General features: G+C 44.5%; 12 protein-coding genes. 5 read left to right on the top strand and 7 right to left on the bottom strand.

Annotated elements, in window-relative coordinates; genetic code table 11:
• Window position 1 precedes the first annotated feature (1 nt).
• The 5 genes from GTW09_RS14800 to GTW09_RS14785 form a co-directional block, all read right to left on the bottom strand.
• Window positions 2–3,175 carry a serine/threonine-protein kinase gene (locus tag GTW09_RS14800; protein WP_239059416.1) on the bottom strand — a complete coding sequence of 1,058 codons (3,174 nt, stop codon included), beginning with the start codon at window positions 3,173–3,175 and terminating at the stop codon, window positions 2–4.
• Between the two features lie 40 nt (window positions 3,176–3,215).
• Window positions 3,216–3,791: a GAF domain-containing protein gene (locus tag GTW09_RS14795; protein WP_239059415.1), complete on the bottom strand. Its 576-nt coding sequence runs from the start codon at window positions 3,789–3,791 to the stop codon at window positions 3,216–3,218.
• Between the two features lie 81 nt (window positions 3,792–3,872).
• On the bottom strand, window positions 3,873–4,043 hold the full coding sequence (locus GTW09_RS17635) for an FHA domain-containing protein (RefSeq protein WP_239059414.1): 171 nt from the start codon (window positions 4,041–4,043) through the stop codon (window positions 3,873–3,875).
• A gap of 11 nt (window positions 4,044–4,054) precedes the next feature.
• The gene (locus GTW09_RS14790; RefSeq protein WP_163112513.1) at window positions 4,055–4,897 is read right to left on the bottom strand and encodes a DUF6689 family protein; all 843 of its coding nucleotides are present in this window, start codon (window positions 4,895–4,897) and stop codon (window positions 4,055–4,057) included.
• A 92-nt stretch (window positions 4,898–4,989) separates the two neighbouring features.
• Window positions 4,990–7,467, bottom strand: coding sequence for a S8 family peptidase (locus tag GTW09_RS14785; RefSeq protein ID WP_163112512.1), 2,478 nt, complete (start codon window positions 7,465–7,467; stop codon window positions 4,990–4,992).
• 554 nt (window positions 7,468–8,021) lie between these two features.
• Here GTW09_RS14785 and GTW09_RS14780 point away from each other — a divergent pair.
• The 5 genes from GTW09_RS14780 (at window position 8,022) to GTW09_RS14760 (ending at window position 15,393) form a co-directional block, all read left to right on the top strand.
• A complete protein-coding gene (locus GTW09_RS14780) occupies window positions 8,022–9,074 on the top strand; it encodes an aldo/keto reductase (RefSeq protein ID WP_163112511.1) in 1,053 nt (350 codons plus the stop codon).
• 456 nt (window positions 9,075–9,530) lie between these two features.
• Window positions 9,531–10,685 (top strand): Na/Pi symporter, encoded by a 1,155-nt coding sequence (locus GTW09_RS14775; protein WP_163112510.1) that lies wholly within the window; start codon window positions 9,531–9,533, stop codon window positions 10,683–10,685.
• Between the two features lie 446 nt (window positions 10,686–11,131).
• A complete protein-coding gene (locus tag GTW09_RS14770; protein WP_163112509.1) occupies window positions 11,132–12,319 on the top strand; it encodes a hypothetical protein in 1,188 nt (395 codons plus the stop codon).
• Between the two features lie 467 nt (window positions 12,320–12,786).
• On the top strand, window positions 12,787–14,733 hold the full coding sequence (gene acs, locus GTW09_RS14765) for an acetate--CoA ligase (RefSeq protein WP_163112508.1): 1,947 nt from the start codon (window positions 12,787–12,789) through the stop codon (window positions 14,731–14,733).
• 15 nt (window positions 14,734–14,748) lie between these two features.
• Window positions 14,749–15,393: a response regulator transcription factor gene (locus GTW09_RS14760; protein WP_071980668.1), complete on the top strand. Its 645-nt coding sequence runs from the start codon at window positions 14,749–14,751 to the stop codon at window positions 15,391–15,393.
• A 100-nt stretch (window positions 15,394–15,493) separates the two neighbouring features.
• Here GTW09_RS14760 and GTW09_RS14755 read toward each other — a convergent pair whose 3' ends face one another.
• Together GTW09_RS14755 and GTW09_RS14750 are read right to left on the bottom strand one after the other, a co-directional pair.
• The gene (locus GTW09_RS14755; protein WP_163112507.1) at window positions 15,494–16,465 is read right to left on the bottom strand and encodes a type 2 periplasmic-binding domain-containing protein; all 972 of its coding nucleotides are present in this window, start codon (window positions 16,463–16,465) and stop codon (window positions 15,494–15,496) included.
• A 22-nt stretch (window positions 16,466–16,487) separates the two neighbouring features.
• A complete protein-coding gene (locus GTW09_RS14750) occupies window positions 16,488–16,922 on the bottom strand; it encodes an ATP-dependent zinc protease family protein (protein WP_163112506.1) in 435 nt (144 codons plus the stop codon).
• Window positions 16,923–16,925 lie beyond the last annotated feature (3 nt).

The following is a 16,925-nucleotide window of genomic DNA, read 5'->3' as shown; positions in this document are numbered from 1 at the left end:
ATCACTCAATATAAGCCGTCCTGTAATTTTTTGCCTGTGTCTCAGTCAGCTGATTTAACCACTGTGTTGTAAGCTGATACTGGCGCTCTTCACTATTAGGTATAATGGAATAATAAATGTGATTTCGCCAATATGAATCGTGTAATGTAATCTGTTGTTCTAGCGTCTTAAGAGAGCGCTCATCCCCGGCTTGTGCTTTTATATACAGCAAGTCTAGGTAGGGTTGGTAGAGGCTGGGTTTCATTAATGCTGTCGACTTCTTCATTGCTTCGCTGTCTATGTCGAGATTGAAGCGCAGCTGCATATCCAATAAAATTTTAATTTCGGTGATAGTTGGAATGTTAGTAGTGTCGATAAGGGCGTTATACACCTGGCTATTGTCATCTACCGGGCTTTGAGTGTGATGTTGCAGCGACATATCAAGCCATTGATACACCGCATACTGCTCATGACTGTTCTTAGAGATATCGCCGCTTACTTGCTCAAGTACCTGCGCTAAGCAATCCCAGTCGGCTATTTTGAGACAAACCTCGCCTTTCCATAGGTTCACCTCAATATATGCTCGTACGTCGTTATTGTCTTTTGCCAAGCGCTCTGCGTCGTTAATATGTGTGATGGCTTGCAACACGTTGCTGTTGGCAAAGTTCAAAAAGCTATAGAGCAGGTGGTTGTACATGCGCTCCTGATTATTTTCGCCCGTTAAGCTGTTATCTACACTGGTTAGATATTGCTGCGCTCGTCGGTTATCCCCTTTAACTAAGCTGAGCTGTGCCAAATTTTGATAAGTTCGAAGCAAATGTGAGTTGTCGCCATTTCGCTCAAATAATGTCTTCGACTGTTGCCAGTAAATTTCGGCTAACGATAAATCGCCAATAAGAAAGTGCATATATGCCACGTTGCTCATACTCTCAGGTTGGAGTATTTTATCGCCTAGTTGTACGCGCAGATCTAAGCCTCGTTTGTATTGTGCCAACGCCTCTTGATAAAGCCCTTGCTCTTCGTAAAGAAAGCCAAGTGAGTCGTGAACATGCGCCTCTTGTTCAATATCGCCTAAATTTTGTAATAAGCTTAGTGCTTCTTTAAGCGCTTGCTCTGCAACCTCATAGTCGCCCATCATAGATGTGGAAAGTGCTAGGTTGGCAAGTGTTTTTGCCCGTTCAGAAGGCTGACTCTCGGCACTGCGCAGTGCAAGTGCGTCGTTAAAATATTTGGTGGCAGTGTCATTTTCTGCCATACGCATATGTGCAATACCAAACCCATTGAGTACCAAACTTTCGCCGAGTTCGTTATTCACCTTTCTAAATGCAACCAATGCTTGGGTAAGTGTATCGCTGGTGGCCGTTTCTATATCACCGTTTAGAATTTGCAGGCGTGCTAATTCAAACCACAGTTGGCCGTCGTTAGGTCTAAGGGTTAACGCTTCGGTATAGTCAGCCATGGCGTCTGTATCATTACCTGCCCATTGATGAATGTCTGCGCGCATAGCAAGCAACTCTGGTCTGTCAGGGTAGGCGTTTGTTAGTGCGTTTATTGCCTGCTGCGCAAGCGATAAGTCGTCGTAAATTTGCGCGCGAATTAGTTCGCCCTGCAAGCGCCAATACTCATCAAGTTGCGGTAGTTGCATAAGTGTATCAAGCGCCTTTTTCGCCGATGCAAAGTCGCCTCCATCAAGTGCTATATTTGCCAATGCTACCCAACCACCGGGATAGTCTGGTGTTGCTGTAGTAACTGCCTCAGCAGTATTCGCTACACTTAGCATTTCGCCTTTTTGCCACGCGGTATCCAATGCGCTTAAATAACGTAAATCAGGCAGTTCGCGTTTTGTGGCAAGGGCATCGAACAAGTGACTAACTAACGTATTGGCAAATGCTGCTAAATCTTTTGATAGCGTGGCAGCATTTACAGTTGCAGACGTGGTGAATGCAGCTGTGTTTGCCGGCATACGAAGCACACTAGCGTGCAATAGATAAGACTGGCTGCTGGTGGGCGTAGCATCTAGTAGCAGTACTGTGTCGGCACCAAGCAAAGCAGCAAAATCTACCCGCTGCGTATCGTTTTGTGCAGGGTTTAACGCTAAGTTTTTGATTACGTTTGCCGTTTCATCTTTTGGTAACAGCGCAATGTCGGGGTGCGTTGATAATGGGTAGCGCAATAACTCTGAAATGGTATCAAGCAAAGGGAAGTCAGGGTGGGGTAGCACGATCATTTGAAGCGGATGTTCGCTTGCAAGGTCAGCAGGGGGCTTTTTGGACGCTGTCGATACAACATAAAAAGCAATAACAGCCAACATCACAACGCCCGTCGTAGCTAGTACCAAAACGGAATGCGTAAATGCACTACTCTCTTTGAGCAATGTATGCAGGGCGGGTCTGTTTTTCGGGTTTTTAGCGGTTAACTTTTTAAGTACGCTTTTTTGTTGGCCTCGCCATATAAAACCTTGTAAACCTCCGTTTTTATCCACCTGTGCAAATACGTCTTCAAGCACTTTGCCTGCACTGAATAAGTCTGATTGCTCGTTAGCCTTGCCTGTTTGAAGTATTTCGGGGGCAGTATAGTGATGATGGCCGCTGGTTTGCGTGAACATGTCGACGCTTTGCCCTATGCCAAAATCGATAAGCCTTAGGTTATTATCATCGTCGACTAAAATGTTGTCAGGCTTAATATCGCCATGTTTTATGTCTATTGATTGACACGCGGCGATGGCATCGAGTAACTGGTGTTTCCATAAATTGAAATCGTTACGACTTACATTGCTTTGAAGTCGCTGGTAGAGGGGTTCACCCGTTACATACTCCATGGTGAAAAAGGCAGTGTCATCGTCGCAAAAAACGTCATGTACACGAATGATATTGGGGTGTTGAAGCTGTCGCGCAATATTAACTTCGTTTCGCAATACCGTCATTTGGGCCGGGTCGGTGACACTGCCCTCAATGATTTTCAGTGCAACGTCGGTATCAAGTAATTCATCTTTTGCTGAGAATACTAACCCTTGTGCGCCCGAACCAAGCTGCTTCGTTATTCTAAAACGTTGGGCAAGCAGAAACCCTTCCTCATAGTTAGGACCTGTAAAGAGGGCTTCTGTTTTTAGCTGCTCTGTTGTTGACGAGGGAACATCTGGCCTACTCAAAGGCATCTCCACACGGTTCTTATTCATTGCTGTTACAACGACTGGCATGCCATGATTCTGCACGGCATCGTTGTTTATTGTTTTTATTTTAGCCTATAAGTGCCAGTTTATGCTCAATAGTGTGGAATAACAAACGCAGAGATATCAAATTAGCCAACGACCGCGCAAACTCGATGTCGGTTTGAGTGAAGTACCGACGGCTTTCAGTAGAGTCGGCATAAAGCACTCCGACTGTTTTATTTTGTACCAAGATAGGCACGCTTAAAGCGGCTTGAATACCATTTTTTACAACACTGTGCTGAGCGTTAAAGCTATCGTTAGCGACAACGTTGCCGATAGCCAGTACATCGCCTTGTGCAATACTGCTTCGTATTATGGTTCTGCTTCCGGTAAAACCGTCTCCCTCCATCCAAGGCTCGTACCCCACGCCGAGTTCTAATTTATTGGCATTATCAATCAGTATTAGTGAGGCTCGTTCACAACCTAAAGAATGCGTGAGACACTCTCTTGCTATATGAACCAACGCCGAGCTGTCTTTACAATGCTGAAACTGACTTTGATAACGGTGAAGTTGAGACTTTCGCCATTCGCGTTGGCTATCTAGTTTGACTACATTACTGTAATCGATAGGCCGCAACTCGCAGGCCACCGGACCAAGCAACAAACTTTGTTGCTTGTCTAACTTTAGTTTGCGAACGGGTTGGCCTAGTGCGTAGCAACCTGTTGAGCTTGTGTCGTCTAAATATCACGAGTTTTCGCTGTCCGTATTTAAGCGGGCATGAGAGCGAGAAACTTGTGGGTGATTAACTATGATATCAGAGTTCGGTGAGCGACCTACGCTGTAGTCTCGCCCTTCAAACAACACATGTTCTGCAACAGAGCCGTCTTGCTGCTTAATCGCCATTTGCAAAGGCATGATTACACCTACTATAAAACGCGAAGACTAAAGCGTAATGTCTTAAGTTGCGTAAGCAAATCACCTTGAACATTCACCAGGTCACCGCTTGAACGCCACACATTGGGCAATAATGCGCCGTCTGCGCTTTCTACTAGCGTAATCATGTGATCGACAACTACCATAGCAGCAGCGTAATCAACTACTGATAAAGTTTGCGATATGCTATTTAACGTTGAATCAAGCTGTGAAAATAAAGCCGTATCGATGCCTAACTGGTTGTTAGACAGTGTTGACGAAATATCAGCGAGCTTTTCATTGATAACACCCGTTGGCGTACGATTGTCTAACAAAATAATGAAATCTGAAAAGCGACCTGTACTGCCGCGAGCACGGAAGCTACCCGACGACGTTAATGTTGTAATATCTTCAAACTTGCCGTTGTCGTGGGATGTAAAAAGACGAAGCGGTACGTCAGGGTCGTAGTGAATTGCTTTTGTATAAAGCTCAACCATTGCTGGGCCCTCAAAACCGAAACCGGCATCGGCCTTGGGTGATATTGATACCAAAACCGGAAACCCTGACACTGCGCTTGTCAGTGACGATGGCAGCCTGTTTACTACGTTAAGATCTGTTGGGTTGATGAGTTCAGCAGTAATTTCAATACTGTCAGCGTTTAAACCAATGCTATTTTCAAATTCAAGGGTAACGTCAACTTCCATTAAAACACTTAGTGAGAGCTTTGCTTGAACACGATTATCATCAATAGTGAGAGATGCTGGAGTGAATACCTGAGCATTCGCATGTGTTACTAGCAGAAATAAACCCACGAAGGCGGGGGTTATAAGTCTGAATATCATCGCAGTTAACTTCATAGTGATGGCCTCTTTCAGTGCTGTTTAAAAAATAAACTAAAAAAGTGCCATTATCAATTGTGAATAATGGCACCATGTCTATATGACTAATATTACTGGTAATATTGCGTAAATAGACGGCCCGCTAAAACGGCATAATGTGCGCGGGTAATAGTTTCATCTGGATTAAAGCTTGCTTTCACTGTCGGGTTTAAACCAAAAGGGCCTTGCTCAATGTCAAATTGCACATTGATGAATGACAGCGTAAGCGCTAGCTGTACAAAACCTTTCATATTTGCAGGAATGCTGTCTTGGTCTGACAAGACAATCTGCTCACCTTTATAGTCGATAACGATATCAGACTCAGGATTAAAGCTTCTGGCAACGCTCTCAAGCCCTAGCATTTGAACCATTGCGTAAGCCATATCGAGCTTTGTCATAGAACCAAAAGGGTCGGCAGAACCGTTTTTGTCTTGAAGAATAGGGCCTTGTGTGCGTAATTTATCTTTAAGCGCACCGCCATTTACCATAGCTGACTCTATAAATGCTTTGTCGAACCCCGGTAATCTACCAAAATCAGGTTGCTCTTCGTTGGCTAAGTCGCGATATTGTCTCACCGCACCGCCCATTACAGCGTAGCGTGCGAAGTCTTTGCGCTTAAGTCTTGCATCGGGAAAAAAGCCTCGGCTATTTAAACCATCCATAAGGCGTTCGCTTACCGCAAACTCAATTGCATTTTGTTGAGGGTGACCTACTGCATCGTCTAATCCGTCAAAGCCACCACTTTCTTCAAATGAAACCGTTACATTAAAGGTTTCTGGAAGGCCTGGGCCATTGGTTAAACCTAAAGGGTCAGCTTCAATGCCAGAAAGCGAGGTTAAGCCAAAGACATAAACACCCCATGTGCCAGGTTGTGCGGGTGCTGATACGCGCATGGCCGTTGTTAGTACCGGTGTTGATAAATTGCCAAAGTATTCAGTACCGTCTGGCGCTACTAGCACTAGCTTTGTAAGATTGGCAAAGGAGTCTGCCGATGCTTTCACAATCACCTCATCGGTGCCGACTTCGAATGTTGCTACCTCCGGAGTTCCCACAGGCGAATAAAACACGTCGAGATTTTCTGTTCTTTCGCTTGGCGTTACCAAGGCGTTGGCTTTGAACGTTTTGCCCTCTAGGTTATTTACAGTGGCTTTATGCGTATCATCGAAATTTAAAGCCGCGGCTACTGCTGAACGCGCGTTTACATAGCCTGAGCCCACTTCCCAGCGCTCGTAGCCAGGCATGTTTGTTGCTGTTTCTTGCAATATGCGTTTTATAGCAAGATTGTCTAGGTTCGGATTGGCTTCAAGCATGAGTGCAATAATACCGGCAACGTGAGGTGTCGCCATTGATGTACCTGAGATCATGGTATAAAACGGAAGCTGCTCTGTAGGGATAACGCCTACATCGGCATCTCCGCCATTCGCTGCTAAGTTTAATACTGCGCGAGCCGAGATAATATCGACACCGGGTGCTACAACCGTCACATCATTATTGTAAGTCCACTCAGCCCCATCTGGCATGGTGAAATCGCCCGACTCACTCTTAAGGCCGCGAGAAGAAAAGTTTGCTAACCTGCCGAATTTGTCACCGGCACCGACAGAAATGCCCCATGGAATTTGTGCGTAGGGGTTATGCGAGTCTTCACCCGGGCCGCTATTTCCGGCTGCAAATACAGAGATCATGCCGGCCTTATGTGCAGCATAAGTTGCAAGGGATACTGGTCCAAGTGGTTCGTATTTGCCACTTGTACCCCACGAGTTACTAATAACTTTAATTGGGTTGTCGAAGTTATATTGGTTGCTAAGTGCGTAGTCAAAGCCGCCAACGGTATCGAGTAAAAGCACCGCTGCGCCAGATCCATAACCGATGAGGTCAGCGTCAGGAGCTGCACCTACATGTTCGCCATCAGACATGGTTCCCAAGCCTGCGATAGTCGCCGCACAATGTGTACCATGGCCTGAGTTAAGGTCGGTATTGATTTGATTTGAGAGTTTAGGGCCTTGAATTCCGGCAACAGAGAGAACGCCTGCACTAGTGATTGCTTGAACGTTTTCAACAACCTTATTACCAAACGGGAGGTCTTGGTGGGCAGCATCAATACCTGAATCAATAACAAGGACCGTAGAGCCTTTGCCTGTATATTCAACGCCGTTTCGATTTGCGAAATCTTCCCCTTGAACATCTGCAACGCCTGTTATTTGACGAGCGTCTGCGTTGTAAAGTTCCATTTCACGATTTGCAAAAACAGAGCGCACGCCATCAAAGTCGCTTATCGCCTCAATCTGTGACTTAGTTGCCAGCACACCGATAACAGGTAAGTTCTTAAACTGTACACCGTGTGTGATCCCAAGGTTGAGAAGCTGAGTGACTTGAGATTCTGCAAGAGGGGACATTTGGTCGTATGTAACCACTGCCATAACTTGTTCAGTGGGTGAAAGGGCAATAAGTTTATCAGCCATCTGAGAGCCAATATAAGCATCGGCAAAAGTAGACGCAGCAGGACTGGCAAGCATAGCAGCCGTAAGGGTAGATAAAGCGAACTTCTTCATAATCTTCTCCAAGTATTTAGGGGCTGCGGTTATAACTCAGTGCCAATTTCTTAAGGGACGTCAAGATTGTTATGCCATCGCAGCAAGGTACCCCTAGATACTGGCCCTTTATTTTTTAAACGGACATAGGGGTTTCACCCTACTTATGCGTTTTTAGTATCGTTATCTCTAAAAAGTATTGCTCTTGAAAGTATTGTTCTTGAAAGTATGGCTACGAAGTTTGACTTTATTCGTCGTAAAAATGGTCTGAAAAGCTTTTAGGCTGAAGTGGCGTGATGTCTACCGTATTAATTCTATTTTTGGACAGGGGGTTGGCGACATTTAGGATCACATTTGCTAACTTTGCGGTATAACGTTTGTGGTGTTAGCAAAACTGCCGAACACAACACCTAAAAACCGCTCCCGAAAAAAACAGGGGCAAAATACATAAGTATGTTGTGATATCGGATTCTGGGTGTTCATGCCTCAGGCTGAGTTAACAAGAGAGTTTTCCCTACCGCACGGCAATTAATCAAATTTAGCTGTCGTAGCATTGTTCAGATAAGGTAAGTGTAATGAATTTCAATCGCTTGGGTTCTAGTGATTTGCAGGTGTCAGATATTTGCTTAGGTACTATGACTTGGGGCATTCAAAATACGCAAGAAGATGCGGATGCTCAGATGGCTATGGCGCTAGATGCAGGTATTAATTTTATCGATACCGCAGAAATGTATCCGGTACCGCCTAATGAGCAAACATACGGTGATACAGAGCGTATTATTGGTAACTGGATTGCTCGCAATCAAGACAAACGAGACGATATTGTCGTAATGACAAAAATCGCTGGGGCTGGACTCAAATACATTAGAGAAGCTACTCCTATTACAGGTTCTGCGGTAACTACCGCATTAGAGGACTCTTTAACACGCCTGCACACCGATTACATTGATGTTTACCAGCTACACTGGCCGAATAGAGTTACCCCACATTTTGGCAAGCACTGGCCAGACGGCGCAGATCCTACACGCATTGACCGCGAGAAAGAAATTGAGGGAATGCGAGATATTTTACGCGGCATCAAAGCCGCTATAGACGCAGGGAAAATTCGTCATTGGGGACTATCTGATGATACTCCTTGGGGGATTCACACATTTTTACGATTGTGTGAACAAGAAAACGTGCCGTTACCAGTGTCTATTCAAAACGAGTTTAGTTTATTGCACGCAAAAGATTGGCCCTATTTAATCGAAATGTGTGAGTGCGAAAATATTGCCTATTTACCTTGGTCGCCACTGGCTACTGGCATGTTAAGCGGCAAGTATCAAAACGGAGCCCGTCCAGAGGGTTCACGCTGGACATTGGCGCAGCGCATGGGGCTGTTTAGAGATCAAGCGCCAGCTCAGGCAGCTACTGCACAATACATGCAGGTGGCAGAAAAGGCAGGTATTACACCTTCACAACTAGCACTAGCATGGTGCCGACAGGTACCCGGAGTTACCTCCACTATTATTGGTGCTACAACATTAGATCAGCTATCGGAAAATATCGCTGCGTTTGACCTTACTTTAAGTAAAGACACTCTAAGTGATATTCATGGCATTTTAAAATCTTATCCACTGGGCTTTTAATTTTTATCGTCTAGTTTTGAGAATATCGAAATAGGACATAGAGTTAAGGCAAAGAGCCAGGAGATAAAGTTAGCCTACAAGGCCAGAGCCCAGAAGCTCTGGCTTTTACTTTACTTGCCCTGGCGTGAACTTTGCCATAAACCCAGATTCAATTTTTAATCTAACGCCTAATCTAACGTCTCATCCAAACCCTAAAATAGCTGCACTAATTTCAATGTTTGCTAACGATAGGCTTTTGGCTCCTCTCTTTTAAATTCAAATTCTGTAATACCTGAAGCATTGTTGAGCCGATACTTTGCTTTGTCGTTAATGCATTAAATCTCACCCTTACAAAAGCAATGCTTTGCAAAAACTCATAAGCCAATGAACCTATGTGCCGTCATTTATGTGTAACAAGCACGTCATACTATGGAAGTATTCGTATCTTTCTATTTATAGTGAAAAAAGTAATTTTTTATGACCGTACTTGAGTCTGCAATTCACGATGAACGTCCACTAGAAAATAAGCCGCAATGGTTACGTTGGATAGTACTTACTTTGCTTGTATACGTTATGTTGCTTGCAGTAAGTATGATTGGAAGTGGTTTTCAGTATGCAACCGGCGATCAAGCTCGCGAGTTATTTAATTTTGCATCGAACCCTATTATGGGTCTCATTATTGGCATGGTTAGTACTGCGCTTATTCAGTCATCAAGTACAGTTACCTCAATTATTGTGGGCATGGTGGCGGGTGGTTTGCCTATTACCATAGCCATACCCATGATGATGGGAGCTAATATTGGTACCAGCATTACTAACACCCTGGTTAGCCTTGGGCACGTTAGGCAAAAAGAAGAGTTTCAGCGCGCGTTTAATGCAGCAACTATACACGACTTTTTCAATGTTCTATCGGTGCTTATATTCCTGCCTTTAGAAATGGCGTTTGGGGTTTTAGAGTTTCTTAGCGGCCAGCTCGTCGCACTAATTCATACCGGCGAAGCGATGGGTTTAGGCGGCGTTAATCCCATAAAAGCCGTAACAAAGCCAGTAACAGAGCTTGTTTCTGAATCTCTACAGTTTTTGCCCTCTGTGTATCCGGGAGTGGCGAAGATTTTTATCGGAATTCTACTCATAGTGGCGTCTATTACCTATATGGGCAAAATTATGAAGTCGCTTATGGTAGGAAAAGCGAAGGCGTTATTGCATAAAAGCATAGGGCAGGGCCCCTTATCTGGTATTGCGTCGGGAGCTATTGTCACCGTGTTAGTTCAATCGTCATCAACGACTACCTCGCTTATGGTTCCTCTAGTTGGTGCTGGCGTGTTAAAAGCACGAGATATTTATCCATTTACTCTTGGTGCGAACGTGGGAACTTGCATTACCGCACTTATTGCTGCACTAGGTGTAGTAGGGGTAAACAGTGGTTTCGCATTGCAAATTGCGCTGGTGCATCTCATTTATAATGTATTAGGGGTTACTCTCATTTACGGAATTCGTTTTTTACGGGATATTCCCATAAATTTGTCCTATCAATTATCGGTACTTGCATCGGAACAAAAGCTCTATGGCGCAGCTTATGTGGGCGGCCTGTTTTTCATTATTCCGCTTGGCATTATTTTCACCTCTATGTGAATTTAACGCGAATAAGGTCGAGTACTCTGCTTTTTGCCTAACGCAATATGATCTAATAAATAGCAAAGCGAGTCGTCCTACTCGATGCAGAGTGTGTTTATTCTTCATTTAATCCGTCGTTTTACACTTTGAACGAAATCAGATAGTTACTCTTTATTTCTATTCTGTGCTGCATAGAAATAACAAACGATTTTCCAGCTAATTACAGCTGAAAATGTAAATGCTCTCGGTACTTGAGTGATAAGACTTTGGTCGCAACAGCTATGATTTGTCGAGTATTTTGCCTATTTTTAACCCACAATTGCTTTGTTGAATTTATGTTAACCGAAAGTTAACTCGGTGAATGATTCAAACTCAATTTTATAATCTCTGTGCTTTCACCATCGAACACAGGGTAATCAAGATAAAAATGATAGTGAACACTAAGAATAATTTTGGAGAACCACATGCTTAATCGTGTAGCTGCGTCTTGCGCACTTATTTTGATAAATAGTCCTGTTTACGCTTTTGATTTTAGTTTCAAGGGTATGATTAAACCTGAAGTGGTTACGTCTAGCCAAGGCGTAGCAAGTTATGGCGGTGCCTACAGCCAAGTGGCACCCACACATGCGCTGAGAACGGATATCTTCGGTGGTGCGCCAGCTACGGAACAGCAAACAAACTTCTTGGAGTCAGAGTCAACATCTTTCCAAGCTGCTCAATCACGATTCTCATTAAATATGAATCATGAAAAAATAAGATCGGTACTGGAGTTTGATTTTATTGATGGTGAGGATGGGTTTACCAATCAAACTGCAATTCAGGCGCAAGAGCCTCGTCTCCGCCTAGCAACGCTTTACTACGATATGGATGAAAACTGGACTTTCTTCGGTGGGCAGAAATGGAGTACCGCAGCTGGTATTAAGTCGAGTGGTAGCTACAACTGGATTGGTAATGCCTACCGCGCAGGTAACTCAGGGTTCTTAGCAGTAGAAGTAGGGGCAACCTATAAAAACGACGGTTTAATGGTAACCGGCGCATTAACAGGAAAGGGCAGAAACGCCACCGCAGGTGGTATTAATGCTAACGAACTTGGCCGCATGCCTGGTTTGGCTTTGGATGTGAATTACAGCTTTTCTGGTCATAAAATTGGTGCAGCAGGTCATTTTGCAGAGCTTAACTTTGAAGACGAAGCTGGGTTTACTGCCGGTGAAAACCAAGATGCCACGCTAATGAAAGTTTATACCACGCTAAACTTCGGTGCAGTCAGCATAAATGCTGAATATTACACAGGTGATGCGCTGAATAATCAAAACGCTCTTGGTGTTGCTCCTTCATCGGGCTTGAACGGTGCAGGTGAAGTTCGCGAAAGCTTTGGTGAAAGCGGCTTCTTCACATACCTTACTTGGAAAGTGAATACAGATTCTACTATCAAGGTAGGTTACGCCAGTGCTTCTGTAGACTCTAGCGACCGTAACCGCTTGTCACTAACAGACCTAAATGAAAACACTACAGCCTATATAAACTATGGCCACAAGTTAATGGACGGTTTGACTGGGTTTGTGCAATTTACTCATTTCAATACCGAATACGGCGGCGATTTTGAGGACTTCTCAACGGTAGTAGGCCGTGCAGGTGTTGTCTTTAAATTTTAATGCCTGAGCGAGAAAATACGCTAAATTAGCCCGCCATTGTGTAACGCAATGGTGGGTGTACTTTTAGGGAATGCTTAAAAAGACAGGCATTTTTAAACATTATTTTAAACGTTAATGTGACTGTCTTAATAGCGGCCCTTGATGTGACTGTCTTAATAGTAGTCTTGCTGTCTGAAATTATGACTGTCTCGATAGAATTGAATTGGCACTTTTAAAGACAGGCACTCTAAAAGATTATTGTGACTGTCTTAATATGTAATTCGTGACTGTCTTAATATGTAATTCGTATTGAGACAGGCAGATTTAAGTAAGAAACAGCCTTAAGCGTTGAGCTATAAGGTTTTTTGTGGATGATTCTTCGATAACAACTACCAGTAAGACCAATGTCTCATTTTTCTTTACTCATTAATGGCTAGAGTATTTCAACGAAATCGAGAATTTAACATTATAAATAATGGAGGCAATCTATGACTGCCAGCAAGACTTACCCTGTACCTGAAAATATCCTTCAATCTACGCATCTTACTGCCGCTCAGTATGATGACATGTACAAGAAGTCGATAGACGATCCAGAATCATTTTGGGCGGAGCATGCTGCACTACTGGAGTGGTACGAGGCGCCAACCAAAATTAAGAATACCGCTTTCGGTAAAAATGATGTGTCTATCAAATGGTTTGAAGACGGCTCATTGAATGCCAGCTACAACTGTATCGATAGACACCTAGAAAAGAATGCAACAAAAGTGGCTTTTCATTGGGAGGGGGATTCACCCGAAGACAGCCTTGACGTAACTTATCAACAGGTGCATTACGAGGTATGTAAACTGGCTAACGCACTAAAAGGAATGGGCGTTGAGAAAGGCGATCGTGTAGCGATTTACATGCCTATGGTGCCTGAAGCCGCATACGCTATGTTAGCTTGTGCTCGCATTGGCGCAGTCCACTCGGTTATCTTCGGCGGCTTCTCGCCTAACGCTATTGCGGATCGCATTAATGATAGCGCGGCTAAAGTTGTGATTACCGCCGATGAAGGACGCAGAGCAGGGCGCAGTATTCCGCTTAAAGCGAACGTAGATAAAGCGTTGGCAAATGGTGCCTGTCCATCTATTACTAATGTTATCGTTCATAAGCTAACCGGCGGTGATGTTGAGTGGAATAGTGCTCTCGATGTGTGGTGGCATGAGGTCATCGATAGTTGTTCAGCACAATGCGAACCGGAAGTGATGAATGCTGAAGATCCTCTTTTCATACTGTATACATCAGGCTCTACTGGCACGCCAAAAGGGGTAGTGCATACGACAGGTGGCTACTTGCTGTACTCAGCCATGACATTCAAATACGCCTTTGACTACAAAGAAGACGATATTTATTGGTGTACTGCAGATGTGGGCTGGATAACCGGTCATAGCTACATGGTTTATGGGCCTATGATTAACGCGGCGTCGCAAGTATTCTTTGAAGGTGTACCTACCTACCCAGACGTTAAGCGTATAGCCCAAGTGGTAGAAAAATATAAGGTGAACAGCCTGTACACTGCGCCTACGGCAATACGTGCATTAATGGCACATGGCGATACACCAGCCGAAGGCTGTGACCTATCGTCGCTTCGCCTGTTAGGCACGGTTGGTGAGCCGATAAACCCAGAGGCATGGGAGTGGTACCACCGCGTGATAGGACAAAACCGTTGCCCAATTATTGATACTTGGTGGCAAACGGAAACCGGCGGACATATGATCATGCCGCTACCGGGGGCAACAGAACTTAAGCCGGGCTCTGCAACGCGTCCTTTCTTTGGCGTAGCGCCTGCATTGTTTGATGCCGACGGAAACGAGCTTGAGGGTGCCGCAGAAGGTAACCTAGTCATTAAAGACAGCTGGCCAAGCCAGGCCAGAACCGTTTATGGCGATCACCAGCGCTTTATCAATACCTATTTTAGTGCGTATACCGGTGTGTATTTCACAGGTGATGGTGCACGACGCGATGAGGACGGTTGCTACTGGATAACAGGCCGTGTGGACGACGTGCTTAATGTTTCTGGGCACCGTTTAGGCACCGCCGAGATTGAGAGTGCGCTGGTGGCCCATAGTAAAGTTGCCGAAGCGGCGGTGGTTGGCTATCCTCATGACATCAAAGGTCAGGGCATTTATGTTTACGTAAGTCCTAATGAGGGTGTAGAGGTAGATGAGGCACTGACTAAAGAGCTCAAAGCTTGGGTACGTCAAGAGTTAAGCCCCATTGCAACGCCTGATATTATTCAATGGTCTACTGGGCTTCCTAAAACACGTTCAGGCAAAATAATGCGTCGTATATTACGTAAAATAGCGGCTAATGAACACGAGCAACTCGGTGATACATCAACATTGGCGGATCCGTCTGTTGTTGATACACTCATAGAGGAGCGACTTAATAGATAATCAAGGAAAATGACAATGGTAACGCTTTTAATCGCAGATGATCACCCGCTGTATCGCGATGCATTAAGAGGCGCCTTATCGTTGTCGCTGCCCTCTTTAACACTCAAAGAGGCAGGCGACTTAACGTCAACGGTCGATATGCTTAATCAAGAAGATATCGACCTGTTATTACTCGATTTACACATGCCCGGCAGTAACGATCTGTTCGGGCTTCTTCATATACGCAAGCTTTACCCAGATATTCCCGTTGCTGTGGTATCAGGTACAGAAGACACCTCGTTGATTTCAAAAATCATTGGTGTTGGAGCATCTGGCTTTATTCCGAAAACTGCCAGCGCCCAAGACATTGGCAACGCCGTTGAGGCAATACTCGATGGCGATATATGGTTGCCCGAGGGATTAAGCGACAGTGTTGATGATGTTGATGAAGCGTTTTCAGAACTGGCTGATAAAGTGGCTTCTTTAACGCCCTCTCAATACAAAGTGTTGTGCTACATGAGAGATGGGTTACTAAACAAGCAAATAGGCTATAACTTAGATATTGCTGAGGCAACGGTAAAGGCGCATGTTACCGCCATATTCAAAAAGCTGGGTATTAACAACCGCACACAAGCCGTACTTATCGCGTCTCAGCTAGAATTAGAGCCGCCGTCTCGTTAAGTCAGCCAGCATTGGAGCAGCCTCACTAAATCAAAAGCCCGACTTTAAAAGGTTACCGCTTGATTGAGATAGGGAAAGGCAGGCTGTAGCATTGCTTAGGTTATAGCTCTTTTTTAGTCTGTTTCGAGTCTTGCTCATCTGGTGATACTTGCTCTGGCGTATTTTTCATCCTTGTAAGGCGAGGCACAAAAGTTTCTAACGCCATTCTACTTTCTTCATTTAAAAGCGGGTTATCGATATTAATTGTGGTGCGTCCCTCCATTAAGGCAAGGCTTTCCTGGTAACCTTCTTGGCTCAATAATAGCTGCTGAAAACTACCGGTTTCTATTAGCTGCAGTAAACCATCGGTGATGCGTTTGGCCAAGAGTTGATTATCACTACGAACGAAAAAAAACACAGGGCTTGGATAAGCAATAACGAGGTTGTTTTCTAATTGCAAGCCTCGACTGAGTTCAAGGTTGCTCATCTCTTCTTTCACTTCCATCACGCTGCGCGGAAACATGTCGGCGAAGCCATCGGCGACCATTTTAAACGAAGCACGATAGTTAGTTTCAAGTACCGGTATTTGTGCATGACGAAAAATATCTGTATCGGGCCAATCATAGCCCAGTGCAGCTCTAAAATTGCGTAATGTGTCTATGTCGATGTTCTTCGAAAAGCGTGTATCGTCACCGGCAATCAACAGCACTCTCTTGCCGTAAAGACCTGCCATAATGGGAATACGAATAGGCTGAAAGTAGGCCTCTCTGTCCTTAGAGGTAACGCTCCAAGTGACATCGAGCATGTCGTGTTCCAAGCTTCTTAATTGGCGCTGTTGAGGGCTCTCTTGTTCGCTAATAATAAACTCAAAAGTGCCGTATTCTTTTTCAGTCACCGTTAAGGCGTTAAAAAGCAACTGCTTTGCATAGCTGTAAATGGCGTCCCGGCCGGGATGAATGTTGGGCAGCCTTACTTGGGTGTGAACTCGTGGTATGTCGCTCTCATCTGAGTTCTGGCGAGCAGAAACATCTGAAAGTGCAGTGATAAAAGATAAGAGCGAAAAAACAATAAGTGCCTTTCCTGGCAATCGCATACCCATTTACTCATTTCAAAAGTTAGTCTTTACCTGTGAGAAGATAGTCATACTCTGGGTCGACAATGAAATGCCCCGACATGCCCTCACGGCCTAAAAGCATGGAGTAGGTCATCTCTGAGCGGTCTGTTAACGTCAGTTGGATTCTCCATTGAAACCCATCCATGATGATATCTGTTAATATAACATAGCGCTTTTCTCGGGTTGCGGTGGAACTTTTTACCTTTTTTTTGCCAAATACTTCTGCTTCTCTTCTTACTACCGTGTCGACATTGTAAATATCAGGGTGAATGTCAAAGCGGATCCACAGCGTTTCATCACGAGTAAACTCTTCTATATTGTCGACATGAAGAGAGGAAGTGGCTGCTCCTGTATCTACGCGAACATTCAGCTCGGAAATAGCAAGTTGAGGCAAATCGCACACTTCAACTGCACCAATAAGTTTTTTATTTTTCATTTT

The organism is Alteromonas hispanica (genome assembly GCF_010500915.1).
GTDB lineage: Bacteria > Pseudomonadota > Gammaproteobacteria > Enterobacterales > Alteromonadaceae > Alteromonas > Alteromonas hispanica.
Note: the sequence above shows the minus strand (reverse complement) of the source record. Positions and strands in the feature narration are given on the sequence as shown.

Coding starts and splice junctions, on each gene's coding strand:
- GTW09_RS14800 (WP_239059416.1), bottom strand. CDS start 3,175: ATGCCAGTCGTTGTAACAGCAATGAATAAGAACCGTGTGGAGATGCCT.
- GTW09_RS17635 (WP_239059414.1), bottom strand. CDS start 4,043: ATGCCTTTGCAAATGGCGATTAAGCAGCAAGACGGCTCTGTTGCAGAA.
- GTW09_RS14790 (WP_163112513.1), bottom strand. CDS start 4,897: ATGAAGTTAACTGCGATGATATTCAGACTTATAACCCCCGCCTTCGTG.
- GTW09_RS14785 (WP_163112512.1), bottom strand. CDS start 7,467: ATGAAGAAGTTCGCTTTATCTACCCTTACGGCTGCTATGCTTGCCAGT.
- GTW09_RS14780 (WP_163112511.1), top strand. CDS start 8,022: ATGAATTTCAATCGCTTGGGTTCTAGTGATTTGCAGGTGTCAGATATT.
- GTW09_RS14775 (WP_163112510.1), top strand. CDS start 9,531: ATGACCGTACTTGAGTCTGCAATTCACGATGAACGTCCACTAGAAAAT.
- GTW09_RS14770 (WP_163112509.1), top strand. CDS start 11,132: ATGCTTAATCGTGTAGCTGCGTCTTGCGCACTTATTTTGATAAATAGT.
- acs (WP_163112508.1), top strand. CDS start 12,787: ATGACTGCCAGCAAGACTTACCCTGTACCTGAAAATATCCTTCAATCT.
- GTW09_RS14760 (WP_071980668.1), top strand. CDS start 14,749: ATGGTAACGCTTTTAATCGCAGATGATCACCCGCTGTATCGCGATGCA.
- GTW09_RS14755 (WP_163112507.1), bottom strand. CDS start 16,465: ATGCGATTGCCAGGAAAGGCACTTATTGTTTTTTCGCTCTTATCTTTT.
- GTW09_RS14750 (WP_163112506.1), bottom strand. CDS start 16,922: ATGAAAAATAAAAAACTTATTGGTGCAGTTGAAGTGTGCGATTTGCCT.